The sequence below is a fragment of the Microbacterium azadirachtae genome (genome assembly GCF_000956545.1).
GTDB classification, from domain to species: domain Bacteria; phylum Actinomycetota; class Actinomycetes; order Actinomycetales; family Microbacteriaceae; genus Microbacterium; species Microbacterium azadirachtae.
This window is the reverse complement of record NZ_JYIT01000072.1, coordinates 1-26,588: the sequence shown is the minus strand read 5'-3', so window position 1 is coordinate 26,588 and position 26,588 is coordinate 1. Positions and strand designations below refer to the sequence as shown.

Here is a 26,588-nt window from a genome sequence, read left to right as displayed (position 1 = left end):
GTTTAGTTCACTCCCATGGTGCTTACGATGCGTATGGAGTCGTTGCCGGAACGACGCTCGATGACCAGCTTGTCTTCCCGTGCAAGGGCGGCGAGCCGGTTCGCCAACTCCTCGTCGGTTGCGCCGTTGCGAATAGCGTTGCGGAGTCGGCGATCAGCCTCGTTGGTCAGCGGGTGCTGGTACAAGAGGTCGAGCGCAGCGGAAGCGTCGGCACCAAAGTCGAAGAGACTCTCGCCCAGCCGCTTCCAGATCTGCCGACGAACACCCCGCAGACGCCCTGCCGCGACCGCGGGGTTGGCGAGCGGGCCACGGACGAGTTCGCTGACCATTTCGTCGTGGTTCGGCAGACGAGCTGTCGAAGGCTCGCCCGGGCTGCACTCGAAGACGCGCAAGGTCTCGAACCCGGTGAGAAGCCGAGTCTCTCCTGCCGGAGTGATCCACCCGAATCCGTCGACGCCGGCCTCTGTGCGGACATAGCACGCGACGCCGTCTTCGATGTCTGTGATGCGCTTGGTCCGAGTCGCGTCGACCAGATCCGGGAGCCGTCGTGCCCGCTCTGCGGCTTCCGGCGTCTGCTCAAGTGCATTGCTCCAGTACTGATAGGCAAGGCTGGCAGCGTCGATGTCCTCGACGTCCTCGGCTTCGTCCAGCGTCCCGTTGTACAGGTCATTTATCGTGCGAACCTCGTCCTCCGAGCCGAAGAACTGCTCGTCGGAACCGAACGCTTGGGCGTTTTGGTGGAGTCGATCGGCAATGCGCTGGCGGAGCGACAACACGTTGTTGAGTGATCCGTGGAAGATCGAGTAGAGCAAGACCTGAGACGACTCTTGGCCGACTCGGTCAACACGTCCCGCTCGCTGGATCAGTCGGACGATGGCCCACGGCAGGTCGTAATTTACGACAACGTGTGCGTCTTGGAGGTTCTGTCCCTCACTCAGAACGTCGGTGGAGATGAGCACGCGGAGTTCGTCGGTCGCGAGGTCGCCCGATCCATTGCCGCGCAGCTTGTTGGAGTGCGGTGAGAACCGACGCGCGAGCTGAGTGGGATCCTCGTCGTCGCCAGTCGCAGCATCAACGCTCTCAATGCCCATGGAGCGGAGCGCGTCCGCGACGTAGTTGGCCGTGTCCTTGTACTCGGTGAACACCAGTATTTTGTCGTTGGGGTGCTCGTTCGTGATGAGGTCCGCGAGCGCAGTGAGCTTAGAGTCGCGGCCGATTTCCCAGGGGCCGTAGGCGGCCAGCAAGTCCGACAGCGCCTCGCTGTCCACGCGCAGGGCCTCGCGCAAGGCGGGTGTGAAGAGTTCGGAGCGAACCCAAGTGACATATCCCGGGGCCGCGTCCGCGAGTGCCTGGTAGCGCTTCGCCGCAGCATCCCCCAGCCTTTCGGTGTCGTCGACATCGTGTTCGATGATGTCGTCGTCATCCAGGAGGTCTGCCTCCTGGATCGTCCCGGTCGGGAGCGGTAAGCCGTTGTCAATCGCGAAGAGGAAAAGCTCATTGCGAGCAACGTGGCGACGGAGCGAGAGGGTGAAGGCGTAGCCGCCCGACGAGAGCCGCTTGTAGAGCGTCGTCCGGACGAAGCCCGCGACCTGCCCTCGTGCGCGGCGCAGGTTCTCAACGATCTGCTTGTCCTCGTCCGACCACTCGGACTTACGCTTCTCGTCGACGTACTCGATGAGCGAATATCGCGGCAGGACGAGATTCTGGAGCGCGTTCAAGGTGTCGTCGCTGGCCATGAGCGCGGCCGGATCGCCCTCAGCGAAAGGGTGGTCGATGGGGCGAGCTACCCGTTCCGGGAACCGGAATTTCGTGCCGTCGGCGAAGCGAAGGTACTTGGAGCCGTCATCGTCAGACTCCGAGTAGTTGTTCTTGATGAACGTCCGAGTGCGCCGCACCAGGTGCTCGCTCATCAGGCGCTTCCAGTCGTCCGGGTCTTCGGAGCGCTTGAATGCCTGCAGCGTTGTGATCTTGCCGTCGACGCGGTCGGCGAGCTTCGGGTCCGCCGCCAGCGCGTTGACGGGCGAGATACCCAGATCCTCGTCGGGCTGGATGAAAAGGCCTAGCTGGTTGGCGACATCTTCGAAGCGGCGGTTGTACGGCGTGGCCGTGAGCAGGAGGGCTTTCGCTCCGACGCGCTCGAGATACTCCAGAACGGCCTGATAATCGCGGCGCTTATCGTTTCGAAGGGTGTGCGACTCGTCGACGATGACAAACCGGTACCGGCTGATAGTCGGCAGCACGTTGTGCGCCTCTGTGTACGACACGACGCGCCCAGGCACGTCGTAGGCATCGAAGTATTCCTCCCACATCTGCTTCAGGTTCTTCGGACACACCACGAGCGGGAGGTAGCCGTGCTCTTCACGCAGCATCAGCGAAACAGCGACTGCCGTGATGGTCTTTCCGAGCCCGACAACGTCACCGAGCATCGTCCCACCGCGCGTCACAATGCGGCGAGCGAGAGTCCGCACGGCGGTGGCCTGGTAGTCGAGCAGCTCCGACTGCACCTCGAGCGGCACCGAGTACTCATCCTGGCCCTCTCGCACGTCGCGCGAGAGGTCGTAGCAAAGCTTGAGGAAGACCTCGTAGGGTGGCTTCGGATCAACGGAAGCCCATGACTCGTCCAGTAGCGCGAGCAGATCAGCCGTCACCATTCGACTGTGTGGATCATCCCAACGCGCGTCAAACCAGTCGGCGAGGTCCTTTCCGCCTCCAAACGAATCCGGCACGTCGACGTTCAACTCGAGGTTCGAGTTGAGCCCCGGCGCCGTCAGATTGCTGCTGCCGACGAAGCCCATGATCGGCGAGTTGAGATCGTCCCGGTGGAAGATGAACGTCTTGCCGTGCAGGGGTCGGCGAGTGAAGACCTTCACGGCGACCTTGCCCGACCCGAGGTGCTCACGGAGCGCGGCGAGAGTCTTTCGATCTGCCGCGGTGGGCGCGCCGCGCATGAGCTGCACCCGGAGATGCTCGAGGAGCTGCGCCTTCCGTTCCTTCGAGATCTGCGAGTCCGCATCTGGGCGGGGCTGCCCGTCGACCGTGGCCTGAAGCTGATCGAGGGTTTCCTCCTCGGGGCCAGCGAACACCATGCCGATGAGAATGCGCACCAACGGCTCATCCGCCGGTTCCTTAGCGGCGACGATCTCGTTGAACTCGCTCCAGCCTCGAAGGTTGAAGTACCCGACCGCAACATCCATGCGATTGAAGGCCTTCAGCGTCGCCTGGAGGTGCTCGCCAAGGCGAAGCTCAATGTTGTCGAATATCCGGGTCAAGGCGCTCCTTCGTCGCTTCCCGGCCTACCAGGAAGATGGTCCTTCTTCAGAGTAGCGAGACGCGCCGACACACCATCGGACTGCGACCGCATGGCGCGGCGGTTGAGACGTGTCAAGGTCAGACTCTGGATGCTCCTCCGCCTGCGGCGGGTCACATGTTGTGGCCCTGAGCCTCTTCCCGGTGGAGCAACGCGAGCCCTGCCGCAGTGATCTCCCATTCAATGACCACTTCACCCGGCATCGGTGAGTGGACTTGCGGCGCGATCAGGCCGTCGCGCGCGAGCCGCCTTACGGTGGCAACCCGTACGGCCTCATGGGCCGGAGCAGGCAAGTCAAGAAACGCCATCGCGAATTGGCCATTCAAGTTGACCGAGGGGACGATCAGGCCATGCAGCTCAATCTTCCGAAGAGTCGCCAATTGCGTGGGCGAGAGCGGGTGCATGGTAGCGACGCTACCGAACCATACCGGCACCAGAGCCCCACGGACGTCGACCTTTGCCCAGGAACGGTCCGTTCCCTCCGATAGCGTGGCCGTTACGGAAATGTCGGTGGGGAATGGACGGCACATGAGCGACGAGATCGAACTGATCGGTGACGGCGACGGCCTGGCAGTCATCGGCGAACCAGGTGCCGTCGAACGCTTCCTCGCTTCCGCTGGCGTGCCTTCGAAGGATCTCGCACTCCAGCAGAGACTCGGTTCCACACTCAATGCGGGCTCAGCCGTCGCCAGAGCCGGATCCGAGATTGCTGCCAACTCCGGCCGGTGGGTAAAACTCACCGAAGATTCTGCGAAGGCGATGAAGGTGGCCAACCTCATGAAGGGGTCATCGGACGGCGTCAGCCGCGCGATCGCGACGACGAGCAAGGGCAAGATCACCAAGATCCTCGAGTTCACCAAACCGGGCTCTGTTGGGTCGATGCTGACAAACCCCGCAATGCTGGCGGGCGCCGCAGGCATCATGGCGCAGCTCGCGATGCAGCAGACCATGGAGGAGATCACCGACTACCTCGCCAAGATCGACGAGAAGGTCGACGACATCCTTCGAGCTCAGAAGGACGCCGCGCTTGCCGAGATGATCGGTGTCGGTTTCGTCATCGACGAGGCCATGACCGTCCGCGAACACACCGGGCGGGTCTCCGAGGTGACCTGGTCGAAGGTCCAAGGAGCAGCCCAAACGATCGCGACGACACAGGGCTACGCGCTCCGACAGCTCGACGCGATTGCAACCAAGCTCGAGAAGAAGCGGGCAGTCGGCGACCTCGCCGATGTGTCCGAAGCGGCCGAAGAGTCCGTCGAGGAATGGCTCGCCGTGCTTGCGCGGTGCTTCCAGCTTCAGGACGGCCTCGGTGTGCTCGAGCTCGACCGCGTACTCGACGCCAGTCCCGAGGAACTGGAGCGGCACCGCCGTGGGCTCAAGGCCGCGCGGGACGAACGACGGGCACGGATCGCGACGACCACTCAGTCGCTGCTCGCTCGGATGGATGCTGCCGCGGATCTCGCCAACACCAAGGTGTTCCTTCACCCGTTGAAGTCCGGGGCCGTGGTGCGATCAGGGAATGAAGTGATGGCCGACATCGTGGTCTTCAATGAGCGCCTCGGAATCGCGGCTGCGCATGAGGCAGTTGAGGCGAAGAAGTGGGTTGCCGCCGCAGGCGAAGCCCGTGACAAGGCGGTGGAGGTCGGCGTCGACGGCGCGGAAGCGGTCGCTAAGTTCGGCAACAAGGTGTTCGGCGATGCGAAGTCAGCCGGCGAACGGCTCGCAGATGGAGTCGCTCAACGCTTCCCGCTGCGCCGGGCAGCCAAGCCCGATGCGGATGATCAGAACTGAACGTCGGGCGCACCGCGAGGGGGGGCACCTGGCGAACTTCAGAGGCGGGCAATCCGCGTGGAGATGTCTGCCGTCAATTGCTCAGCTGCAACGCAATGAGACTTCCAACGATGATCGGGTAGGCCACCGCGAGAACGATGAGGATCCGACTCGCGCGCACGTTCTTTCGACGCGTGAGGAACACCGCAAAGACAAGAAGGACAAGAAAGGCGACCTCGATGACGAGCGAGGAGACATCCAGGTAGCTGCCCCCATCGCCAAGCGGGACGACTGGGGCAGTTGTCAGTTCGTACGACTTGAGTGGGCTCTTGAAGTGCACGGGATCAAGAAGGGCAATCAAGAGATTGCTTTCCGGCGCAATTCCTGAAACAAGATCAGCCACGAGCGTTACGCTCGCGGCTGATCTTGTTTCCTATGCTCTTGACTAAAAACATCTCACCTATTGTGGATCAATAGTTGACATGAATCAAGTACACTCGAGGCGGATTTCCATTCGCATCGCGGTACGCCTTCTCCCACCAGTCTCCTGCACCTTTGCTCCACGTCCAGCCGGAGGACTGCGTATTCGCCGTGTGGCCAGTTACATTCGGATACTGATTGTCGATGCTGGTGATGATCATCAAGTGATCCAGAATGCCATCAGCGCCCTTGATCAGGTCCTTTCCACGGAGGTGACCCCAGTCATAGCCGATGATGTCTCCGATCTGCGCATCGGGCATTTGATTCTCATTCCACTTCAGTTCGCGAACGGTCGCCTTGCCGGAATCCCTCATGTAGGACTTGAAGTTGTCGGCGAGCGTCGCGGGCTTCGTGGGACCGGGAATCGTCCACTTGCTCGTGAGGTTGGACCAGTCCCAGGACGAGTCGGTCCAGCGGTTGTCCTTCGGAACCCCGCCGACCCACAGCGCCTGCGAGATGAACCAGGTGCAGTCCTCGTCGTAACGCGGACTGTCATTCCAATGCGCCTTTGCCCAGTCGACCGCGGCGGTGCGGTTGTAGCGCTGCGACGGGACGGCGTTCCTAGGGGGCTGAGCCGTGGCTGCACTGTCGCACCGCGGGATCCCCGGAGTCCATCCGTCATGCCCGGTGTCCGTGAAGGCATTCGGGTACCACTTTCCATCGACCGTCCGCTCCCAGATGGTCGAGGTAGTGACGTCGCTGGTGACCGAGTCGCCCGGTCCCTCGCAAGCGACGGTGATCGTCGTGCCGTCAGCGACGGCCGCGCCGGCGTGAGCCGCGGACATAGAAGGGGCAGCTCTCGGGAAGATGCCGATGTGCGTCCAGCGGATCGTGATGTTCGACGCCGCACGCGCAGAGGGAGCGGCGAGTGGCAACACCACATTTCCGACGACGGCGAGAGCCACTGCTGCCGCGAAAGCGGTGAGGAGAAGGCGGAGACTGCGTTTCATGACGACTCCCAACTCGGGTGTGCGTACACTTATGTACGACAGGATCAGCGTACACTTCTGTACGATGCTGGTCTAGTACTTGGAGGATGATCTTGACCAAGTGGGCGGGTCTTGAAACCCGGAAGGTGCTGCTCGAAGCTGCGTGGAATCGGATCATCGATCCTTCACGACCTCAGCGACAGATCCTGGATGTCCCTGGCGTGCTCGAGGAGGCCGAACGAGTGTGGGCTCAGCAGTTCTCTGCGTTCGGCCCGCGGACCTTCTCTCGAGGATCGATCACGCACACGTTTAAGACGCCAGACAAGCTGAGACGGGACGCGCTCGAGCACGGCTTCAACCGGCTCATCTCGGACGCCGCCCAAGTGGTCGGCTACTTCCGGAGCGATGTCGACTCAGCCGCACAACACACCGACAGCGGGGCGCGACGCCTTGCGATACATGCCGCGGTCGCGCATTTCGTGGAGCAGGATGTCCTGCGATTGGCAGGAGACCGAGGCGCCTTCCAGAGCTATCTCACTCTTGTCGGGACTGTTGACGAGGAGATCAGCACTCATGCGAGTCGGCTGTATGCCGCATATGACAAGGCACTAGTTCCGATCTATGCCCGCGCCTCGTCCGTTGCCCAACTGAAGGCGTTCGACTCCGAGGCGTACGCTGGCATCGTCACGGCGCTCATCGAGGGTGCTGCGTTACGTCTGGCGCTTGACCAGAAGGCCAAGACTTGGTTGGCGTCGCTAGTGGCGAAGACGGCAGCTGACGCGTTCTTCGCCCGCTGACGCGCATGATGAGCTTCGCCTGCAACTCGCAGGCGACAGGAGCGCACACATCCCGATGACGATGGTGGCCTCTTGAGCCTCGGGGCCAGCTTCGAATGGCGCCTTGATGCTGAGTAGGTTGACCTCGACACGCATATGCAAGATCCTGGCCCAGCCAGGATCGGATGCTCACGAATATCAAGTAGAGAAACGTCCGCGCATGTCGAACGGAGCACACGCCGAGCCCGCACCAACGGTGTGGATCACTCGCGCCGAGGCAGGGCAGATCGCGCCCGGTCTCACGCCGCAGCGGCTCGACTATCTGCGCCGCGAAGCGCCGTACCCATCGAAGATCACCGCACCGCCGGCGCGCGTCCTCAGCGACGGTGAGGTGATCTACGACGAGCTCGCGCTACGTCGATGGCTGGAGAGCACCGTGTCCTGGGAATGGAGGTATGGGCACTTCGGTGCGTACCGCCCGCCACCGAGCGAGGATCGCGCCTACGCGTTCCAGAATGCAGACCTTGCGACGCTGCGGCGCCGAACCTACGTCACGGAGTCACGATTGCTTGAGCTGATTCCAGATCTCCCGCTGTGGCGTATTCGTGACCTGCGCTTTCGCGCCGTTGGTCCGCGCTTCCTGAAGCCGAGCCACCGAACAGTCATCTACATCGAGGAAGAGGCCCTGGACTGGGCGAGCGGCGTCAGCGACTATTCTGATCCGATCCCTGATCGCGTCGGCCGGACAGGGCAGCCGTACACGCCAGTTGTTCGACGACTCCCGTGAGATCTGCTCAGCGCGGCGGAGGGCCGGCCTTGCTGGTCACGTCGAGGGCGATACGGTTCTCTTCGGCGATCGAGCGCTCGTTAATGTGGGCGATGACGTCCAGCTGCGCGCACGGTCCGACTCCCTCGTCCCGGGCGCCGATTGCCTGATTTTGGGCAGAGTTCTCCCGACCCACCAGGTGATGTGCGTTTGCGAATGCCCTACTTGCGGCGGCGGGCGCGCTTGAGTCGGATGGCGCGCTTGTTGACGCGATCCGACACGAGCGGCAGCAGCTTCAGCACAAACGCGCTGATAACCGCGAGTAGAGGCGCTGCAGCACCGAGAGCCGAAAGGATCTCGAGCATGGCGCAACCTCCTCGTGAGGCGGTGCCCAGCATGGAGCTGAGCAAGAGAACCGCGGCCACTCGGCCGCGGCGTCTGGGGAGCCCCAAGGGGCATGAAAAAAGCCGGTCGATGACCGGCATAAATTCGATGGGTGCGGACTACCGCACAGCGCTAGCGTATCGCAAAACCCGGCCACATTTTGCAGCTAGATCTTGAACGAGCTGAGATCGCCTCCACGGGGCTGCTCCGATTTTGGCCGCACTCATTTGCGCGCCTACCATTTTTCCTTTGAATCGGCGCGCGCGAGCTGCAACACGCCTATGGCGTCCGGTTGTGCATGGCCAGCTCGTGGACTTACCTTCACGACAGCCTGCAGACATTGAAACGGCGGCGACTGCTCTAGCCAAGAACGCGTGGCTCTCGAAGCCGGGCAGTCGCCGCCTGGGTGAATGTGGTGCGAACCATGTCACGCCGCAGTGGCCGCGCTTTCATGAGGTTCGACGGGAACGACGCGGCTGTCCGCGGCCCCGGGAATCTGCTCGAGCAGCAGTGCTGCCCACATGAGAGCGTCCCAGAACTCGAGCCGAACGGGCAACCCAACCTGCCACTGCTGCTGACCGATGGGCCGCACCTCGACGATGTAGTCCGCGTCGGTGAATAGCAGCTTCCGTGTCGCGTCGGGCACTTCGGTGTCCGCGCCGTCCTCATCGGGTAGTCCTACAACGACCGCGTCGCCGACGAGCATGGCCCGCCGACGTGCGGCCGGAACGTGGTGCCACCAGAGGAACGAGACGCGACTATTGAACGGCAGATGCTGCAGCAGCCCGGACTCGTTGACGTAGACCGTGATGCCGAGGTCGACGATGTCGACGGCTTCCATGAAGCCACCGACCGCCGTCCCGATCGCATCCGGTTGCGTCGTGTCGATTCGCCGCAGCGGGCTTTCGCCGTCGGCGGGTATGACGATTCCGTGAACCATCTATCCCACCTCCTTACTGTTGTCGCGGCCGAGAACCATGTGGTTCTCTGACGAGCCGCGGGGCAGCAACGAGGAGTCGGTGAGGGGCGAGACGTTGTATTTTCTACGGCTTCCCAGCCGTGACCTGGACGCCCATAATGGGGCGCAGATATGAACGACGACCTACAAGAAACGATCAAGAACGCAGTAGCGGAGAGCGTCACCATCGCGATGAAATCGGCGATGGACGAGTTCTCGGAAGTCTTCACCAGCTTCGCCAGCCAGGTCGATGCACGTTTCGATGCGGTCGACGACCGTCTCGATACTGCAGATACTCGCATGGATCGGATCGAACTGCGCTTGGATGGCTTCGAAGGTCGCTTTGATCGGCTCGAAGGTCGTCTGGAGAACCTCGAAGACTCAACACGCGGGGGCTTCGACCGGGTCAACACCACCCTCGACGGCATCGTTGCCCGGTTGGATGACGACGAAGTCGAGCGTGCTGCGCTCACAGCGCAGATGAATCGCCACGAAGACTGGATCGTCGAAGCGGCACCTCTCGTGCGCGTCGACTACACGCCGGGCTCGTAACAGCCCTTGATCTTGTTGATTGGGCAGCTGCCCGAGGAGAGCCTGCGCATCGCTCGATCCTCGGGACAGCCGCCCCTCTCCCCCAGTGAGAGGGAGCGTTGGCGTCAGGCAGGACCTGACTTGGCCCGCGGAGTCTTGGCTCCGCTCGTGCCGCCGAAGATAGCCTCGATCGCGGACTGCTTGGTCTTGGCCTCGCGTTCGATCTCGGCACGCACCGTTTCGGCCCTGGCGAGCACCTTCGGGTCGGACTTGCTGGTCTCGACCCAGGTCTCGAGGGCGATCCGGATCTCTTCAGTCACGGAGCGGTCGTTGAGCTGGGCGATGACGTCCAGCTGCGCTCGCAATCCGTCGGGGATGCGCACCGCGAGGGTACGAATCGGGCCGAGTGCCGTGGAGGGCACCTCGGCGGGGGTGTTCTCACTCATGGTGCGCCTCCTCATCGGGAGCGGCCGGCGAACCTGGATGGTTCTCCTACGAGCCGCATGCCGACGAGGACCGTCGCTCAGTATGAACCGATCATTTCAAACGTCAATCTTCCGTTCGCGAACGTTGTGAAAACCACGTCATCTCGTCATCGTCTGTTCACTGGTACATCGAGACGGACGGGCCGACGCTAGTGGCGTGACCGACACGACAGACCAGCAGGAACAGCTCCACGAGCACGATGGCGCACTGTGGAAGCCGTTGCCTGGGTGCACCACAACGTTCGATGAGCTCCTGAATGCGCGGCAGCGGTGGATGGACATCTTCCACGAGACGAGCTGGAACCCGTGGCGAGAGGACGAGCTCAAACCCGAAGTCGATCACGCTGAGCGAGTTATGGAGGAATGGACTCGGGGCGAGCCCGACTGGCGCCCGCCGACGAAGCGGCGCATCGGAGCGATCAACGCGGCCATCACCCGCAAGGTCAACCGTGCCCACGCCGCGGACGAAGCGCGGTGGGAACGAGACAAAGCGCACTACGACCCCGAGCGTGAGAAGGCGCGATTCGCGCTACTCGAGCGGGAGAATCTTCAAACGAGCTTCGAGCAGCAGCTCGCCGAATTTCGCAGCGGCGAGCGTTTCCCAGCCATGCAAGTTGAGAGACGAAATCGAGAAATCGCGGACCTCGAAGCGAAGCTCGCCCGCACCGCGCAGGAAATCACCTGCCTCACCCCGATCGTTGCCGACCGAGAGGACATCGTCGACGAGGATGGCAAGCTGCCGAGCGACCGGCGCAAATGGAACCTCATCTGGTACGGCATCACGCGGCGCGAGCGAGTGGAAGGTCTCATGCAGTCGACATCGAGGCTGCGAGACCAGATCAGGGCGACGAACAATCGCTCCGAGAAATCAGGGCTCAAGTCGGAGCTCTGGTTCGAGGAACGTCGCCTGAACGCGCTGCTGGCGGTACCGATCCTCACTGCAGAGGAGATGTGCGCCGACTGCTACACGCCCTGGTTTCAGCACGTCTCGGGCGGCGACAGGCTTGAAACTCGACCTTGTCCCAAATGGCCGCTCTTCGCGGCTCAGATGGAGAAGTTCTGGGAGGTCGTGCGCTCGGCCTCAGCCCGCGGCGAAGCTGTGTCAATGGCGCCGGAGAACCCTCGGCCCTTGGCTACGCTCGCCGGAAACTTGCCGATCGCCGAGGTGATCGAGCGCCTCTCTGACCTTCAGAAGGCGCACCCGGATGCCGTTGTGAAGCGCGGACGTGCGAATCGCTGGGAGCTGTGGCCCGTCACTCAGGTCCACGCGTGACAAAGTCTATTCGAGGCGGGGCACGGAAAGCCCAGCGGACGAGCCGAATTCGGCTCGTCCCCTGGGTTTGTTAGTTACGCCACCGCGCGCCGCCCTGCCTCGAACTGATTCAGAATCTTCTCCAGCCGATCGATGCCGGTGAGACTGCGCTTCATCGCCGCGTACTGCAGCACGATGTTCCGGTCGTAGCCGCCCGCCTCGTCAAGCTCACGGAGTCTGGCCAACGTCAGGATTCGATCGGTCTCCCTGCTCCAGCCGTTGTAACCTTCCCAGACGATGCCCTCGAGCGCCTTCATCGCGGCCTCGTCGAGCCCGGTGCTCATGATCTCGCCAGTGACCACGTTGTAGGCACCGACGAGCCTTGCCCAAGCATCGAAGCGATCACTGGGCCACTCGACCATGACGACGATGTTCTTGCGGTCGTAGAGCTTCTGCATCACCTTGCGGGTCGGGCACCAGGCGATGACAACACCGTTCTCGCCGATGAAGCCAGAGCGCTCCGTCACGACGTTCAACTTGTCGAACTCGCGGTGGTAGTTCGCGTTCTGCTTCTGCACCGTCAGGATCGTCGGCCGCACCTTGAAGTGCTGGGCAACGTAGAGCCCAATGGCTTTGCCGCCCTCGACGGTGTCGATGGTGCCGTCGCCGACCCACGGCACATAGAGGAACTGGTGGTTCAGGTACTCGGGATCGATCGCCATCAACGGCTCCAATCGATCGGGCTGGGCGTCATCTCGAGGCGCGTACCGTCGTGGATCAGCTGCGCCCACTCGGACAGTTCCGGCTCGGTGATAGACCCGTCGTATTTGGCGAACAGCTGCTGCAGCGCCGGGCGGATCCTGTCCAGAGGCTGGCCCGTGTACTGCTGCCGCAGCCGCTCCAGATCCTGCGTCTGCTCTGCGGCGACTTTCTGGACTGCGGAATCTGCCATCTCTCTGAAGGCGTCTTCGTTGAACTCGAAGTTCATACTCATGCTGTGATTGCTGCTTCCTCATCCCACTTGGGATGCTGGAGCAGGGAAGAGCGAGCCATTCACGAAGGCTCGACACGTTCTCGACGAGAATGAGTGGCAGGGAGGGCCGGAGACGATGTCACCGACCCTCCCCACGTCTCAGCCCTTGCCGAGCGTCGATCCGGCCTTCGACTTGGCGGGCTTGCTCGACGAGTTGGACGCGAGGGTCCGTCCCGCCTTGCTCAGCGCTGCCTTCGAGGGCTTACTGGACGACCGTGACGATGCCTTCGCCATGGTGCGCTCCTTCCTGCTTGAAGAGGAGGGCAGATCACGCGAACCGATTGAAATCGGCTCGCGCAGCCGCTATGGAGCGTCTAGAGTCAAGTAGTCCGCCAAGACAACTCAGCCCCGATCTGACCTGTATGAAGAGCTCCGCTCCGACAGTCAGATCGGGGCTCTTGTTTGTGTGTCTCAGTCTAGTGCGCGTACCGGACATTGAACGGCTAGGAGCCCTCCTGAGCGATCGGCATCCTGTGGATAGCGTGGATGCCCACTCGGGCCATTTTCGGGCCACACGAGGCGTTCTACGGCGAATTTGGGGTACTTCTGGGCTCTTTTGAGAGCCTTCGAACTACATCGATGTGATTCTTATCCCCAATCTGTGGACTACTAAGCCTGCTAGAACATGCGTCCACCTGTGGATAACTCGTCTAGATCGGTGTTCTGAGACAGGCTCTCGACGCTGCAGAGTTGGGTCGTGAGACTGGAGATCGTGGATCTCAACCTGAACGAAGCGCAACTCGCGGTACTGCGATGGATCGCTGACGGATGCGACATGGAGCATCCGCCGTCACCGAACTTCAAGCAGTCCGCGATCTCATTGCGTGATCGTGGACTCATTGAACTCGACCGTCGCAAGGGGCACTGGACAGCGAGCCTTGATCCCAAGGGACAGTTCTACCTCGACCATGGGCATCATCCCCAAGCTCCCGCGCCACCGGACACCGCTACTGTGCGGAAACAGAAAACCGCCTCCAGTGCGGACGCTGCCCAGAGCACGCCGGAGGGTGCGTCCAGCGCGACAGCTGATTCCACCGACAACGGTGCGATGGCGGCAACGTCCGCGAAGCCACCTGTGAAGATCGAGACGATTCCGATGCCGACCGAGATCGGTCGGGCTCACCCGGCAATCCGCGAACTCGTCAAGTACCGGAAGCGACTTGACGTTCCTGACGAGCAACACCGGCGGGCACTACTGATCCTCCACGCCCTGGTGCAGGAATCACTTCGCCGCGGATGGACGGTGACGCCGCAGCTGTCGACCATGACCCCCGCGACTTACTACACGACGCGAAAGAGGGACTGGCCAAGTGGGGATCTGTTCCTCATCGACGCCGGCCACGACCCGGCTGCGATCCGACTGCGCATGAAGACTCGACGTGTCGACCATGTACTGACCGAGAAGGAGCGCGAGGACAAGCAACGAGGAAGATACTCATACCCGCCGAAGTACGACTACGTCGACACAGACAAGATGCGACTTGAGGTCGGAGCAGGCCGCTACGGATCACTGGTTCTCGAGGACACCGTCGCGACGCGCATCGAGGACAAATTGCTACGAGCCCTCGAACGCGTCCAGCAGTTGAGCGATGACGCCGTAGCGCGAGCCGAAGCTCAGCGGCTCCGCGAAATCGAAGCAGCCAAAGCACGCGAACGCGCTGAAGCGCTCCGCGTGCGCGCCCTTGCCTATGGGCACTGGCGCGAAAAGCTACTGGATCTCGCGAAAGAGCACGCACGCCACCAGGCGCTCGTGCCGGTGGTGGCGAAGCTTCGGGAGACCCTTCCACAGCACCAGACGGCCGAGTACTACGACCAGCTGACACGGTACGTCGAGTGGGCCGAACAGTACCTCACCGAGTCCGACCCGTTCGCGAGTTTCCCACTCCCCCGCGGCGATCGCCCTGATCTCAGCTACCAAGAGTGGCGCGAGTGGGACGCGCGAAACCCCCAGCGCTGGTGACGGCATCTTCGCTACCGTGAAAGTCATGAGCGCACCGTTGCCGGAGGATTGGATCGCCGCGACTGGGCTTTGGCCAGTGCACGACGACGTGGCAAACGTCGTCGTGCCCGACCACGTTCTGGCAGACCCGAATCTGTCGCTCATTGCGAAAGGGCTCTTCACCCTGCTCGTTGCCGAACAAGGCCAGCCAGTGAATCCTTTCGACGACCCATACGAAGATGTTGCGGATATCCAGGCCGCGGTCGATGAGCTCGTCGAAGCTGGCCTCGCCCTGCGGGTGGTGAAGCCATGATGGACTTCGCGAGCGCGACGCCGTCAACGTGGACGCGGGCTGGCCTCGAGGAGGCCGGCTTTGAAGGCTTCGTCACGTTCGAAGCACTCCGCTCGCGAGGGGCCTCGAAGAAGCCGGGCGTCTACGTCGTGCTGCGCTCTGCGACTACAGCCCCCGCTTTTCTTACGGCAAGCAGGGCAGGCAAGACGAAGGATTTCACCGAGCGGATCGAGCGGCTCTCTGAAAACTGGATCCCGGGTGCGGAAGTGATCTACATCGGTCTCGCGACGCACGGCGCGCGTAGAGATGGCATTCACCGGCGCCTCAAGCAGTTCCGGCGAACCGGCACGGGCGCGGCAGACAACCACGGTGGCGGAGTCTGGATCTTCCAGCTCACCGATGCCGACGAGCTGCTGGTGTGCTGGCGACCGGCGGAAGACGAGTCTGACGCCTACGTCGCGGCGCTCGAGCACCATCTCATCGCGGACTTCGCTGCACGGTCGGAGCATGGGCGATGGCCGTTTGCCAATCGGAAGGCGTGATCTGCGTTACTAAGGCGTGATCTGCGCTACTGAAGGCTGATCTCCACGAAGTCACCGGTGATCACGTCGCTGTGGAACTTGTTAGCTACGAAGGTCGGGTTAAGCCAGTGGACGCCAACCGCGGTCGCCGGCCCCGAGCACCGCGCCGTCCAGAAGAGATCCCCCGACTTGTACGGTACGCCGAGATTCTCAGCGCAGCCGAGCGCCTCCAACTCGCTGACGAGTCGTGCCGTCACCGCGTCACTGCCGGGTAGCAGCCCCGAAACGCCAAACTTCGACCGCACATAACAGGCGGACGCGAGCGCACTCGATGGGTCGGCTTGTGGGAACCACTGATCCAACGAGACCTCTTCCGCGCCGGCGTAGTACTGCAGTTGCGCGACTCGGACCGCATCGGAACATGGGATGACAGCCGCTGCCACGGGCTTGGGCTCTTCTTGAGCAGCGACGGACGGAGCAGCGGTTGGCGCCGTTGACGCTGACGACGACGCCGCCACTGGCTTTGCCGACGAGTCTGCGAACGTGCATCCGGACACTACCCATGAGGTCAGCAACAAGAGGGATGCCACTGCAACGGCTCTGAGAGCATGCGCGTTTCTCACGCGATTTCCAATCGTGGGAGGGTGGATCTGTCTGAACGGAAGGTCAGCGCCACGGACTACTGGCCGACGGGAATCGGCATCGAGAATCGGCAGGCATTGCCGTATGCGCTCTGCACGTCGGACGCGTTGGTGCAAGTCACCTTCTGGAAGGTGCTGATGCGCAGGTCGGAGTTGATGTAGTCCTGCACCGGAACCTCGGGGCTCGCAAGGCCCGAGCCCGGTGCCGGGCGAAGCTCAGCGTCCGGGTTCTTGGGCGTCTTGGAGACAGGCCAGATAGCCGTGCGCACGAACGCGCCACCTTCAGGCGCTGCAGGCATCGTCCCGGTGGTCTTGTCGATGTAGGGCTCTTCGCAAGTGGCCTGCGCGTTCCCCGAGCCCATCTTCGTCATGGCGAGGTTGATATCCTCGCCCGCCGGCCACTGGAAGCCGTTGACGCTCGGGTACTCGATAGTGCCCGTCACGCGTGCGACGTAGACGATGCCGTCGGTGGCTCCGCCCTTGTAGATCAAATCGATCCACTTGGCGCACTCCGGAAGCTTCGCCTTCGCGTCCGCAGCTGACAGCCGAACCAAGGAACTCCAGGTCGCACTGATCTTGGCCGTGTACCCAGTGTCGTTGGCCACGTCGCTCGTGAAAGATCCGATCACCGGGAAGAGCTCTGGTGTTGGGGTGGGCGTCGGCGTGGGTTCGGATGTCGGTTCCAACGTGGCGGCGTCCGCCTTCGCAACAGGGCGTTGCTCGGTGGCCCCGCCATTGCAACCTGACAAGGCAACAACACCGGCCAGTAGAACTGCGGCCGCGAATGACTTTTTCATGCCCGTCCTTTCGCCGTCGTGGCGACCGACCCCCAAGTGTCCGGTCATCCAGGCGTCGCCAGAGTACCGGAAAATGCGCATGTATACATGCGCATATTGGAAGACCGCATGTTCAGGCTGGAGTGATGCCTCCTGCATCGGAAACCTGGGACGACTACGCTCGCCAACTTGGAATCAACCTCCAGCGCGCCCGCGCTACGAAGAGCATCAGCCAGGAGCGCGCCGCGCACGCAGCCGGGATCTCCAGCTTCACCTACCGGAAGCTGGAGAAGGGCGAGTCCAACCCCGGTACGCCGGCGAACCCGCGACTGCGGACGCTGGTCGCGCTCGCGGAGATCCTCGAACTCGACGTACGGGAGCTCCTTCCCCCGAAGCCGCCAGGAATCGCGGTCGGGCGATAGGCAACATCCTCAAATCGGTAATGCCGGCTGAGTGCGCCTGGCCGGCCCGTCTGTCACTTGCGGATCCACCCAGGATCAAGGTCGGTTGTTGCCTCGAGGATGCGCGTCCGCCAGCGATGTAGAAGTCCAAGCTCGGCGAGTTGGACACTGAATCGTGAGCGATCAACGGCAAAAGCGTCAGAACAGGTCGCATCGACGATTTGGAGGACTGACTCGGCATCCGCCCCCAGCGGCACGCTCCACAGCACGCTTGTCCCCTTCTTTGCCGCCCAACCAATGAATGCGGCGGTGTCGCCTGGCGACAGCAAGCCTGCGTTGTTCAGCGCTGCCAGTACCGCAAAGTCATGCCCAACGCCGCGTTCGCCCGGCCATACATTTGGATGATCCTCCAAGACGACCCGCTTGGTCTCATCTGGGCGGGCAAGCAGGATCTTCAGGAGGCTGTCGGAAATCGCCTCCACCGCACCCAACTGGTGCAGGCCAAGTCCTCTGGGTGCCCGCCGCGTCGCATCCGGCTGGACTCGCGCCTGCATCGAAACAGCCCATTCGATCGGCACACCTGAGGCGTTCTCAACGCACCGGGTAGCCGCGGATACAAACTCCGTGAGGGTGTCGACGTGCCGGATGGTCTCCGAACTCATCCGTCTCAGGGATTGCATGGCCCGCGTCGGTTCATCCGCACCAAAGTCCCGTTCAGGTTGCGCAGCTCGAAGCCGTGCAACGGCCTGCTGGAGCTGAGCACCTTCGCTGGCGCTGGCATCCTCAGGCAGATCACCCACCAGGCCGGCGGCAATATATGCCAACTCCGCTCCGTAGTCACCCCTCCAGAAAGCACGAAGCGGTTCGAGATGCGCCCGGCTGGGAGCAGCTTCGGCATCGAACAGCGGCCTTACGCGGAGCAGGTACTCGCGCGCCGCACCGACGTCGGATGCGGGCAGCGGGCCATCGGGTTGCTCACTCGGGGAGAGGTCACCACCCGTGTGGCTCAGGAACGCCAGCAGGGGTATGCGCTTCCACGCTTCCCATCCGGCGACCTGGTCCGCCGCGGACCGGACGGCATCTGCGGATGGTGGCATGCGCCATCGGTCCCATGGCAGTTCGACGTCGTTCGTTCTGGCGGCTTCGACAAGCAGGCGCAGTGCATCGTCGGGATCGTGGGCAGAGAGCCGTGCCAAAGCCTCACTGTAGAGCGCTACCGAGCGCCCTTCGCCCGCGGGCTGCGCGGCAATCAGCTCACGGACTTCCTTCTCGGAAAGGTCGAGGCGATCCGGGAGCAATCCGATCCCCCACCGAAGTACTGCCTTGTCTTTGCGCCGGAGGGCTCCAGCAAGCTGCGAGCGGAGATAGCCTTCATCCAGGAGGAGCGCACTGTAGGGCTGGCCTTCGGCGAAACGCGCTCGAGCGAGCTCCTTTCGGTACGCGTCACCAGCGGGAAGGGCCTCAGCCAGCGAGTCCCGAACAGTCTCGAGGACCCGACCCGGGTCGCCGATCACGGCGAGCTTGTCCACACGCTTGAACAGCAGCGATCTGTCCGCCTCGCTGAGAAGCCCAATGAGGTGCCTGAGCGGTGCATCCCATTGCTTCGGTCCGAGCAGGATCGCATCCAGTCCGCCAAGATCATCTCTCGATGCTCGAACTCGGTCGGCCAGCGCTGCTCCCACGAGATGCTCGTGCACCGTTCGGTGGAGCCAGCGGTATTTCTGGCCCATCGTGGGGAACTTCGGGCTCATAGCGGTGCCCGGGGAAGACTGAGCCGTCAGAAGTCCGTGATTCTCCGCCAGCCGCCGCGCCAACCCTGGATCGCTTGTCGTCGTCGCATCGATGAGGTGCCTGTAGACGATCGTGTCCGTCCAGTTGGCGCCGTCAAGCTGCCCGCCCTCACCGGTTGCCATTGCCATGGCAACCTCTTTGGCAATGTCATACCTTGGCGGGATCTCGTGAAGTTGAGGTTGTTGATCGGGAGCTTTCCACTTTTGTTGGAGGAACTGCTCCACATATGCCCTGTACAGTTCCGCGCGGGTCTCTGGCACCTCGTTCGCCTCCGCAACGGAAGCGACGATGCCCACCAGCACTGGAACCGTCGAAAGGCCCGCATGGTTCGGTGATGAAAGCGCATTGCTTGCACGCTTCAGACCCGCGAGATTGCCATCTCGGAACCACTCCTCGATGAAGCCTTGAGCACTCTGCGGTGAAAGCTCATCGACATGGGTCTCATTCCAGTCATGGGCCGGCTTGGCATAGCCGGTGAGACGAGAGGAAATCATCACTGGGCCCGGATGCCTCGTGAGGGTCGTGATCATTCTGATAGCCCGCGGGCGATGCTCGGGCATTACTTCATCCAAGCCGTCGAGTGCGAGCAAAGCGTTCGGTGCTGTCGCAAGCGGACGAACGATATGGCGTAGGTCATTGTCAGAAATCGAGAGGCCATGCTCTTCGTTGACGATCTTGACGATGAGCGTCAGGAGTGACTCGAACGTCTGAATATCGTCTACTCTGGCAGCCAGTGTCGACAGGCGTACCAGGATCGCTGGGGCATGGTGGTTCCGAATCCGGTCGGCAACGGTTGCCGCGAGAACCGTGCTCTTTCCGCCGCCCGGGTTACCAAGCACAACCAGCCGCCACCCTCGTACGACTTCATCCGCTGGCCTGCCGCCTCGCGAAGAATAGCTGCTGTACAGATCTTCAGCTCGTTCGCTCGGGTCCTGCTTGCCCAGCGGGCTCAGCGTCAACGACTTCGCGAGCCAGCTGGGCTTCAAACGCTCAGGGTACCCCTCTGTCGGTTGATCAATCCGGTCTGCGAGTTCGTAGAAGAACGGTGGCAAAGGCCGAGCGGCCGGGGCTGGCACCGGAGGTTCCTGAAGGCGAGTCCAGATTGCTTTTCGATTGGCAAAGAACTCGGGGTCCGTCTTGAGCCGCACATACCGTGCCCGAATTGCCAGCGCCATAACCCGAGCGACGTCGCGCGCCCTCGGCGATTCCATGCCCTGGTCGAAGCCATTGTGCGTCCATTTCGGACTCTCCCGCGACCAGGCGGCGGTTCGCTTGAGACAGAAGAAGGCGACGTGGCTGTGAATACCCCGCTTCCCGTCTTCAAGTTGTTTTTCCAGGCTGACCTTGCTTGCCATATTCAATGGCAACTTCTGCAGGCCGGTGTCCCTCAGCGCCGCGGTCAAGTCGAACTTGCTCGGGTCCCTGTCACGCCCCATCGCAAGAAGCCAGCGCGCAGCGAGGAGGTAGCCGTCCGGCTTGTTCGATTCTGCCCTCGTCGACTCCTCGAGCAACGCCTTGAGTTCCTCGAGGACGATGTCCGCTTCGTAACCCTCGAAGCCCACCATGGTCCCAGCGCTCTTCGTGCCTTTGGTAACGATTCGGAATATCGACATCGCCGTTTGCTGCGTCAGCGCCTGCTTGGCAAGCGGCTGAACCAGCTCCTTTGCGAGTGCGGAAAGTTCGCTCGGCGACGGCCCCTTCGTCATGCGGTCATGCTATGGCATCCCGAACTCCACTTATTGACAATGATTATCATTTATGTTAATATGAGCGCGCTCAACTGCTGATGGTGACCGACCATCGAATTGCGTGATTCTCCCCGCTGTTCGCTGATCGGTCGCCAGCACAGGATGACCCCGTTTCGTGCGGAACACGACAACAAAGGAGTCATTCATGAGCTATATCGACCCCACCGCGATCATCAGCAGCACCGCCGAGATAGGTAACCGCAACGCGGCAAGTCACTACCCGATGATCGGCAAGAACGTCAGGATTGGCGATCACGCTGCGATCGGCGAAGACGTCAGAATCGAGGCGGCTGCCATCATCGGCGACAAGTCACGGATCGACCGTGGCGCTGCGATCGGCAAGCATGTCGAGGTCGGTGAGAATGTCAAGATCGAAGGAGACACCATCATCGGCCACGACGTACGGATCGGCCGTACCGCTAATATTGGCCAGAATGTCGAGGTCGGCGAAAACGTCGAGATCGGCGCGGGCGTCGAGATCGGCTACGGCACAGAGATCGGCCGCGGCTCGGTGATCGGCGACGAGGCCATCCTTGGCCCCAACGCCATCATCGGCAAGAACGTCAGAGTCAAAAGTCGCAGCGTGGTCATCCGCGGTAGCGTCATCGGCGACAGCGTCTGGATCGACTACGCTGCCACGATTGGGGCGAACGTCATCATCGGCAAGAACTCTCGAATTGGCCGCTTCGTCGAGATCGAGTCCGGGATCAAGATCGGGCGCGATTCGGTGATCGGCGAGAGTGCCGTGCTTTCCGGAGGTATCGTCCTTGGGCCCGGCAGTTTCATTGGAGAGAAGGCTCGCGTTGTAAACGGCGAGCCGCTCACGCGCAAGGACGAGGACGAGGAGTAGCTGCCTCGATCCGGAGTCCCTGACCCGACCCATCTCAGTTCGAAGATCTCGATCGACACCAAGGCCCTCGGCCTCCTCCCACCGCACGGTGGCGACGGAGACCGGGGGCCTTTCAATTTGGGCGAGCCTTTGGCGACCCGAGGCGCCACGCAAGAACCACCCGCGCACGAAGAAGTCCGGACAAATTCTGCGGGTCGGTTATTCCATCTAGACAGGTATTTTTCCCGATCCTCAAATCCTCAAGCTCAGTGAGGAAAATTCGGGGTTGCTGAGGATTTGAGGACGCGTTCCATAGTCCTCATGACCACCGCAGAGCTCTCTCTCCAGGCGCCGGAGCTTCCCGTCCGTCACCACGCGAAGCTCATGCACGCCGCTTACCGGACGGCCGCCGAGCTCGCCGTTCGCGCCGAGAGCGCGCTCCCCGGGATCGGGGACCTGTTCCTCTCCCGCGCGGTCGTCATCGTGGGCCGCCAGGCTCGCACCCGCCTCGGCACGTTCACCGCTGGCTCCTGGACGCTCGACGGGACCGACCTGCACGAGATCCACCTGAACGCGGACCGCCGCTGCGGGCACCCCACGGTGTCGACGGGTGAGGACGCGGTCGTGACGCTGGCGCACGAGCTCGCGCACCTCTACGCGCACGAGAACGGCATCCGCGACACCTCGAACCGGGGCCGCTACCACTCGCGCCGCTTCGCCCAGATCGCCGCTGGGCTCGGCTGCCACATCGTCCGTCCGAACCCGGCCCCACACGGCTTCGTCACCGACGCCCTCACCGACGAGGCTCGGATCCTCAACGCCGACCTGGTCTCCCTAATGGACGAGGCGCTGCGGCTTCACGCCGGCCAGCCTCGGCCCCAGCACGTCGAGGACAGCGTCGGCTCGGGCTCGATCTCCTCGGCGATGCCGGCGTCGGCGAACGGGAAGTACGTCTTCGCGTCGTGCCAGTGCCTGCTCGCTGGTCGTGCCCGCACGGTGCGGATGTCGGTCGGGCAGTGGGCGATGGGCACGGTCTGGTGCGGTGCCTGCCAGCAGCCGTTCACCACGACCACCGGCGCGGCGGAGTCTCAACCGTTCTGGTCAAGTTCCCCGGGCCGCCCCGAAGCACTGCCCGTGCCCGCTCCATCGCTCACCATCGGCTCCTGAAAGGACCACCCGCCATGCCCACGTCGCACCGCAACCCGCAGCCCGACCTCCACCTCTACAACATCCGTCTCCGCGCCGAACTCGACGAAGCGAACGCCTCGCTGTTCCGGGTGCACCGCCAGATCGACGAACGCCAGCAGCTCGAGCTGCCGCAGGTACCGCGCGACCCTCGGGTCGTCATGCGGCTGGAGCATCTGCGCGGCGTCGTCGAGCTGCTGTCCGTCGAGTACCTCGAACTCACGGCGGAACCGGAGCGGTGACCGACACCACCGCCATCTGACCTGACCATCCCAACCACACAACCGAAAGGAACGAGCCCATGGTCACCACCATCAATCTCCAGGAACTCGACGGCCAGCAGCGCGCGGAAATCGCCGCCGAGGTCGTCGACCGTGTCCTTGATCAGACCCTCGCGACGCTGGAGAACATCCAGCGCCTCAAGCGCGTCGTCCTGGCCTTCTCCGTCCGCCACGGCCAGGCCGTCGACACGGCGGTGAACGGGCTTCTCGACGCACTGGAGGTGCTCGTCCCGGATCTCGAGGCTGTCAACTCCCACCCCGAGACCTGGGACCGCCACCAGTAGCTCTCCCAAGCCGGGGCGGCTCAGCGCCAACTGAGCCGCCCCGTGTCACCAAACACCCACCCATCACCAGTCACAGTTCAAGGAAGGACCGTCTCATGACGTCTCTCACCGTACGCCGCGCGACCGCTGTCGCGGCGTTGACCCTCACCGCAACCGCGACGCTCACCGCCTGCACGGGCACGAGCGGGGCGGGAAGCCGGCAGTCCGACGCGCAGATCGCGGCCGCGTGCCCGTCTTCGTCGATCGCCACGACCATCGGGATCGACGGCACCGGCTCGTTTCAGTCCGCCAAGGCGAAGGCGGAGAACCTGCGCATCATCTCCGGCTACGTCCGGCGTACCGCGATTTGCGGTGGGCACCTGCGCGTGTTCGGGTTCGCGTCCTCCACCGGCGGCACCGTCCCGCTGTTCGAGGGCGACCTGCACGCCGACGCGCCGACAGACAACGCGAAGCTCCGCAAGGCCGGCAAGCTCGCCGACCAGACCCTGCAGACCATCACCGACCAGTACGACCCGGCACTCGCTGGCCTGGCAGGCAACGGCTCCGACATCCTCGGGATGCTGGCGCTGCTGCAGCAAGGGAACACCCAGCACCCGGACCACACCCCGGTGGATCTGCTGCTTACCGACGGCCTCACGAACATCGGCGCGGACCCGACGACCGTCACCACGCCCGCGGCGGCGACCGCTCTCGCCGACGCCCAGCGCGTCCCAGACCTCACCGGCGCTGAGGTCAGCATCGTCGGGATCGGCCGGGAAGCGTCCGGGGAGATCCCCTCGGCCGTGATCGAGAACGTGACCGTGTTCTGGCAGCGGATCTGCGAGAACACGCACGCCGCGTCCTGCCAGATCTCCACCGAAGGGAAGTGACCGTCATGGCCACCACGCCGAGCCCGCCGTCGCTGGACCCGCTGGTCATCGCCGGGGAAGCCGAAGCCGCCGCGGAGAACGTCGTCCTTCCTCACGCTGAAGAAGCCCGTGTGCTCGTCCGCCCGAACACCATCGGCCACCTGTGGGTCGAGGACGAGTACGACGAACTCGAAACCGAGCAGCAGCACCTCTGGGACGCAACCGGCACCAGCGCCTCCCGTGACACCGCGGTGCAGGCCGCGCGCACCAAGCTCGCCGCGGACGAGGTCAACAGCATTGTGACCGAGCACCGTCGGATCGTGGCGGATGCGTTGGAGCGACGGCTGTGCGCCAACCAGGTGCTGACGCCGTTTCGTCGCCGCGCGAAGGCCTCCAAGCTCTGGTATCAGGCGGGGAAGGCTGGGCTGCTCTGCAGCGATGTCGTCGGGTTCGGCACCGCAGCGATCTGGCTAGGCGAACTCCCTGCTATCGCGCTCACCCTCGCCGCCGGCGCCGCCGTCGCCACCGTGGCCGCAGGCCTGCTGGGGGTCGATGTCCGGGATCGGGAACAGCGTCGTCAGCGTCAGGCGGCCGTCCCGGAACCGTCGGACGAGCAGAAGAACTTCCCGCACCTGTTCCTGGAGCCGGTCGGTGGGGCGTTGAAGCGCATGCTGCTCGTTGCAGCAGGAACGGCGGGGATGATCGGGATCGGGATCGCGGCACTACGTTCCGCCGTCGATGACCCGTTCGTCGGGATCGTGTTCGGTGGCATCGCCCTGGCTGTCGCGGGCGGTTCCTTCCTCCTCTCCTACGCAGGGGCCGACGAAGTAGCCGACCTCATCGAACACGCCGAAGCCGACTACGCCCGTGCGGTCGCCGAGCACGCTCAGTACAGCCAGCACGACACCATCCAGATCCATGCCGCCGCCACGACCGCTGAGGGCAGCATCCTCACCGAGCACGCCGAGCGTGGTGACGCGGCGGCCCGCCGGGTGAGTGCGCTGAAGTGGGGCATCCTGCGCCGGAATCCGTCCCATGCCGGTCACGGAGCCGCTCCCGGACGCCCGGCTGCGATCAGTGGCCAGATGCCACGCCGAGAGGCGGTGAACGGATGAACACCATCCTGCAGCCCCCGGGCCTCACCGCCGGTGGCACGCTCAGCGGCCCGACGAACCGGCCTGGGTACGTTCGGCTCGGCTGGCCCGGTCTGGATCCCCTCAACTCGACCCTGGACATCGTCATCATGGACGACTCCGGATCCCTCTCCGCCCCCGGAGGCAACGACCCGGTCGGGAACCGGTACGCAGAAGCACGGCACGCCATCGAGGTGCTGTCGAACTGGACGACCTCCTCCCGGCAGAAGGTCGCCGTCATTCACTTCGACTACCCACAGATCGAGATGGACGGCCCGTACCGGCTCGACCGCGCCAGGAACCGCGACCAGGTGTTGGCCTCGCTCGCGGTGCCGCACGCCGCGCACGGGTCGAGCTGCCTGGCTCCGGCGATGGGGGCAGCGCTCCGCCTGGCTCGTGAGCACGGCGGCGTCGTCCGCTGCACGATCTTCTCGGACTTCGAGCTCACCGACGCCCAGCCGATGCAGCCCTATGACCAGATCCGCGCGTTCCCCGGCCTCGTGCATGCAGTCGCACTGAACGCAGACCCGCCCATGGTGCTGACGGAGCTTCCCAACGTCACCGTGACCCGGATCGCGTCGGATAGCCCACCCGGGTTCGTCGCCGCCGCGCTGATGCACTCGCTGGCCACCGGGCGGCGTGGATCACGGCGAGCAAGTCTCCGGACCACTCGGAGCCGCTCCCCCAGTCAATGATCTCGACCGCCTCATAGACGGGCACCGCTGACCGCTCCCGCTGTCAGTCCCCGGACATCAACTCACCCCCTGGAAGGAGGAAACCATGAACACCAACCCTCAACACTGCGCAGGCTGCCGCCACGACGATGAGCCGTTGAACCACGCCGAGAAGGCCATGATCACGATCATCTCGATGACGCTGCACCCCGCTTCGCTGAAGCAACTGACCGTCCTGATGGACATCCACGACGCGATGACCGTCGCCGCGTTCGCCCTGTTCCACGACGGTGCCACGTTCGCGGAGAAGTCACTGATCGAGCAGTTCGACCACGCGTATATCGACACCTTCGCGACCTGGGACCGCTGCGCCCGGCACATCACCGAGTTCGTCCACCGCGACGCCCGCTGGATCCGCAAGCGCGAGCAGAAGACGGGACGGCCGTTCGCGGACCTTCTCGCCACCGGTGACGAGATTGTCCAGGACCTCCTGCGCGGACACGGGCTCGTGGTGATCGACACCGGCGACAAGATCGCCCTCTTTCACCGCAGCACCCAGTAGGTGCCTCAGGGC

Annotated in this window: 30 protein-coding genes; 17 read left to right on the top strand and 13 right to left on the bottom strand. The window is 63.3% G+C overall.

All coding sequences use genetic code 11. The annotated features are described in order from the left end of the window. Positions 1-2: 2 nt before the first annotated feature. A complete protein-coding gene (locus RL72_RS08050; RefSeq protein ID WP_045250310.1) occupies positions 3-3,269 on the bottom strand; it encodes a helicase-related protein in 3,267 nt (1,088 codons plus the stop codon). Between the two features lie 151 nt (positions 3,270-3,420). Next, positions 3,421-3,711 (bottom strand): hypothetical protein, encoded by a 291-nt coding sequence (locus RL72_RS08045; RefSeq protein WP_156156739.1) that lies wholly within the window; start codon positions 3,709-3,711, stop codon positions 3,421-3,423. A gap of 124 nt (positions 3,712-3,835) precedes the next feature. Here RL72_RS08045 and RL72_RS08040 point away from each other — a divergent pair, with 124 nt between their 5' ends. Then, entirely contained in the window at positions 3,836-5,098 is a 1,263-nt protein-coding gene (locus tag RL72_RS08040) for a hypothetical protein (protein ID WP_045250308.1), read from the top strand. 73 nt (positions 5,099-5,171) lie between these two features. Here the strand turns inward: RL72_RS08040 and RL72_RS08035 are convergent, their stop codons facing one another. Beyond that, on the bottom strand, positions 5,172-5,480 hold the full coding sequence (locus RL72_RS08035; protein WP_156156738.1) for a hypothetical protein: 309 nt from the start codon (positions 5,478-5,480) through the stop codon (positions 5,172-5,174). Positions 5,481-5,547: 67 nt separating this feature from the next. Then, positions 5,548-6,507, bottom strand: coding sequence for an amidase domain-containing protein (locus RL72_RS08030; protein WP_045250306.1), 960 nt, complete (start codon positions 6,505-6,507; stop codon positions 5,548-5,550). A gap of 92 nt (positions 6,508-6,599) precedes the next feature. Between RL72_RS08030 and RL72_RS08025 the strand changes: the two genes are divergently transcribed. After that, on the top strand, positions 6,600-7,283 hold the full coding sequence (locus RL72_RS08025; RefSeq protein ID WP_156156737.1) for a hypothetical protein: 684 nt from the start codon (positions 6,600-6,602) through the stop codon (positions 7,281-7,283). A gap of 199 nt (positions 7,284-7,482) precedes the next feature. Next, positions 7,483-8,049, top strand: a complete 567-nt coding sequence (locus tag RL72_RS08020; RefSeq protein WP_156156736.1) for a hypothetical protein — start codon at positions 7,483-7,485, stop codon at positions 8,047-8,049. A 200-nt stretch (positions 8,050-8,249) separates the two neighbouring features. Here RL72_RS08020 and RL72_RS19790 read toward each other — a convergent pair whose 3' ends face one another. Together RL72_RS19790 and RL72_RS19160 are read right to left on the bottom strand one after the other, a co-directional pair. Beyond that, positions 8,250-8,393: a hypothetical protein gene (locus RL72_RS19790; RefSeq protein ID WP_156156735.1), complete on the bottom strand. Its 144-nt coding sequence runs from the start codon at positions 8,391-8,393 to the stop codon at positions 8,250-8,252. Between the two features lie 446 nt (positions 8,394-8,839). After that, positions 8,840-9,352: a DUF3846 domain-containing protein gene (locus RL72_RS19160; protein ID WP_052674259.1), complete on the bottom strand. Its 513-nt coding sequence runs from the start codon at positions 9,350-9,352 to the stop codon at positions 8,840-8,842. Positions 9,353-9,502: 150 nt separating this feature from the next. On the opposite strand from RL72_RS19160, the gene RL72_RS19155 reads away from it, so the two are divergent. Further along, the gene (locus RL72_RS19155; protein ID WP_052674258.1) at positions 9,503-9,922 is read left to right on the top strand and encodes a hypothetical protein; all 420 of its coding nucleotides are present in this window, start codon (positions 9,503-9,505) and stop codon (positions 9,920-9,922) included. A gap of 104 nt (positions 9,923-10,026) precedes the next feature. Here RL72_RS19155 and RL72_RS08000 read toward each other — a convergent pair whose 3' ends face one another. Further along, positions 10,027-10,347: a ribbon-helix-helix domain-containing protein gene (locus tag RL72_RS08000; protein ID WP_045250302.1), complete on the bottom strand. Its 321-nt coding sequence runs from the start codon at positions 10,345-10,347 to the stop codon at positions 10,027-10,029. A 196-nt stretch (positions 10,348-10,543) separates the two neighbouring features. Between RL72_RS08000 and RL72_RS07995 the strand changes: the two genes are divergently transcribed. Then, a complete protein-coding gene (locus RL72_RS07995) occupies positions 10,544-11,659 on the top strand; it encodes a hypothetical protein (protein WP_045250301.1) in 1,116 nt (371 codons plus the stop codon). A gap of 74 nt (positions 11,660-11,733) precedes the next feature. Here RL72_RS07995 and RL72_RS07990 read toward each other — a convergent pair whose 3' ends face one another. The 3 genes from RL72_RS07990 to RL72_RS20545 all read right to left on the bottom strand — a co-directional run bounded on the left by RL72_RS07990 (position 11,734) and on the right by RL72_RS20545 (position 12,905). Continuing rightward, positions 11,734-12,360, bottom strand: coding sequence for a hypothetical protein (locus RL72_RS07990; RefSeq protein ID WP_211256037.1), 627 nt, complete (start codon positions 12,358-12,360; stop codon positions 11,734-11,736). After that, a complete protein-coding gene (locus RL72_RS07985) occupies positions 12,360-12,632 on the bottom strand; it encodes a hypothetical protein (protein ID WP_052674257.1) in 273 nt (90 codons plus the stop codon). Before RL72_RS07985 ends, RL72_RS07990 begins: the two co-directional genes overlap by 1 nt. Before the next feature lie 138 nt (positions 12,633-12,770). Then, positions 12,771-12,905 carry a hypothetical protein gene (locus RL72_RS20545; protein WP_282955662.1) on the bottom strand — a complete coding sequence of 45 codons (135 nt, stop codon included), beginning with the start codon at positions 12,903-12,905 and terminating at the stop codon, positions 12,771-12,773. Positions 12,906-13,383: 478 nt separating this feature from the next. Here RL72_RS20545 and RL72_RS07975 point away from each other — a divergent pair, with 478 nt between their 5' ends. From RL72_RS07975 to RL72_RS07965, 3 genes are read left to right on the top strand one after another with little or no spacing between them, the layout of a single operon-like run. Next, the gene (locus tag RL72_RS07975) at positions 13,384-14,631 is read left to right on the top strand and encodes a hypothetical protein (protein ID WP_156156734.1); all 1,248 of its coding nucleotides are present in this window, start codon (positions 13,384-13,386) and stop codon (positions 14,629-14,631) included. 25 nt (positions 14,632-14,656) lie between these two features. After that, positions 14,657-14,923 carry a hypothetical protein gene (locus tag RL72_RS07970; RefSeq protein ID WP_156156733.1) on the top strand — a complete coding sequence of 89 codons (267 nt, stop codon included), beginning with the start codon at positions 14,657-14,659 and terminating at the stop codon, positions 14,921-14,923. Next, positions 14,920-15,444: a hypothetical protein gene (locus tag RL72_RS07965; RefSeq protein WP_052674256.1), complete on the top strand. Its 525-nt coding sequence runs from the start codon at positions 14,920-14,922 to the stop codon at positions 15,442-15,444. The genes RL72_RS07970 and RL72_RS07965 overlap by 4 nt, the downstream gene beginning before the upstream one ends. 26 nt (positions 15,445-15,470) lie before the next feature. Here RL72_RS07965 and RL72_RS07960 read toward each other — a convergent pair whose 3' ends face one another. Then, on the bottom strand, positions 15,471-15,866 hold the full coding sequence (locus RL72_RS07960) for a hypothetical protein (protein ID WP_045250297.1): 396 nt from the start codon (positions 15,864-15,866) through the stop codon (positions 15,471-15,473). Between the two features lie 236 nt (positions 15,867-16,102). Then, complete coding sequence (locus RL72_RS07955; RefSeq protein WP_156156732.1) at positions 16,103-16,861, bottom strand: hypothetical protein; 759 nt, start codon at positions 16,859-16,861, stop codon at positions 16,103-16,105. A gap of 125 nt (positions 16,862-16,986) precedes the next feature. Here RL72_RS07955 and RL72_RS07950 point away from each other — a divergent pair, with 125 nt between their 5' ends. Continuing rightward, positions 16,987-17,262 (top strand): helix-turn-helix transcriptional regulator, encoded by a 276-nt coding sequence (locus RL72_RS07950; protein ID WP_045250295.1) that lies wholly within the window; start codon positions 16,987-16,989, stop codon positions 17,260-17,262. 53 nt (positions 17,263-17,315) lie between these two features. Here the strand turns inward: RL72_RS07950 and RL72_RS19785 are convergent, their stop codons facing one another. Next, positions 17,316-20,738, bottom strand: a complete 3,423-nt coding sequence (locus RL72_RS19785) for an NACHT domain-containing protein (RefSeq protein WP_156156731.1) — start codon at positions 20,736-20,738, stop codon at positions 17,316-17,318. Positions 20,739-20,925: 187 nt separating this feature from the next. On the opposite strand from RL72_RS19785, the gene RL72_RS19150 reads away from it, so the two are divergent. The 8 genes from RL72_RS19150 (at position 20,926) to RL72_RS07905 (ending at position 26,576) form a co-directional block, all read left to right on the top strand. Next, entirely contained in the window at positions 20,926-21,630 is a 705-nt protein-coding gene (locus tag RL72_RS19150; RefSeq protein ID WP_052674255.1) for a DapH/DapD/GlmU-related protein, read from the top strand. A gap of 300 nt (positions 21,631-21,930) precedes the next feature. After that, entirely contained in the window at positions 21,931-22,776 is an 846-nt protein-coding gene (locus RL72_RS07935; RefSeq protein WP_045250293.1) for a SprT family zinc-dependent metalloprotease, read from the top strand. A 14-nt stretch (positions 22,777-22,790) separates the two neighbouring features. Beyond that, complete coding sequence (locus RL72_RS07930) at positions 22,791-23,036, top strand: hypothetical protein (RefSeq protein WP_045250292.1); 246 nt, start codon at positions 22,791-22,793, stop codon at positions 23,034-23,036. A 59-nt stretch (positions 23,037-23,095) separates the two neighbouring features. Beyond that, the gene (locus RL72_RS07925; RefSeq protein ID WP_045250291.1) at positions 23,096-23,359 is read left to right on the top strand and encodes a hypothetical protein; all 264 of its coding nucleotides are present in this window, start codon (positions 23,096-23,098) and stop codon (positions 23,357-23,359) included. Positions 23,360-23,454: 95 nt separating this feature from the next. Next, the gene (locus RL72_RS07920; RefSeq protein WP_045250290.1) at positions 23,455-24,228 is read left to right on the top strand and encodes a hypothetical protein; all 774 of its coding nucleotides are present in this window, start codon (positions 23,455-23,457) and stop codon (positions 24,226-24,228) included. Between the two features lie 5 nt (positions 24,229-24,233). Next, complete coding sequence (locus RL72_RS07915; RefSeq protein WP_156156730.1) at positions 24,234-25,322, top strand: hypothetical protein; 1,089 nt, start codon at positions 24,234-24,236, stop codon at positions 25,320-25,322. After that, positions 25,319-26,035, top strand: a complete 717-nt coding sequence (locus tag RL72_RS07910) for a hypothetical protein (protein WP_045250288.1) — start codon at positions 25,319-25,321, stop codon at positions 26,033-26,035. The genes RL72_RS07915 and RL72_RS07910 overlap by 4 nt, the downstream gene beginning before the upstream one ends. A gap of 85 nt (positions 26,036-26,120) precedes the next feature. Then, positions 26,121-26,576 (top strand): hypothetical protein, encoded by a 456-nt coding sequence (locus RL72_RS07905; protein ID WP_156156729.1) that lies wholly within the window; start codon positions 26,121-26,123, stop codon positions 26,574-26,576. Positions 26,577-26,588: the final 12 nt, after the last annotated feature.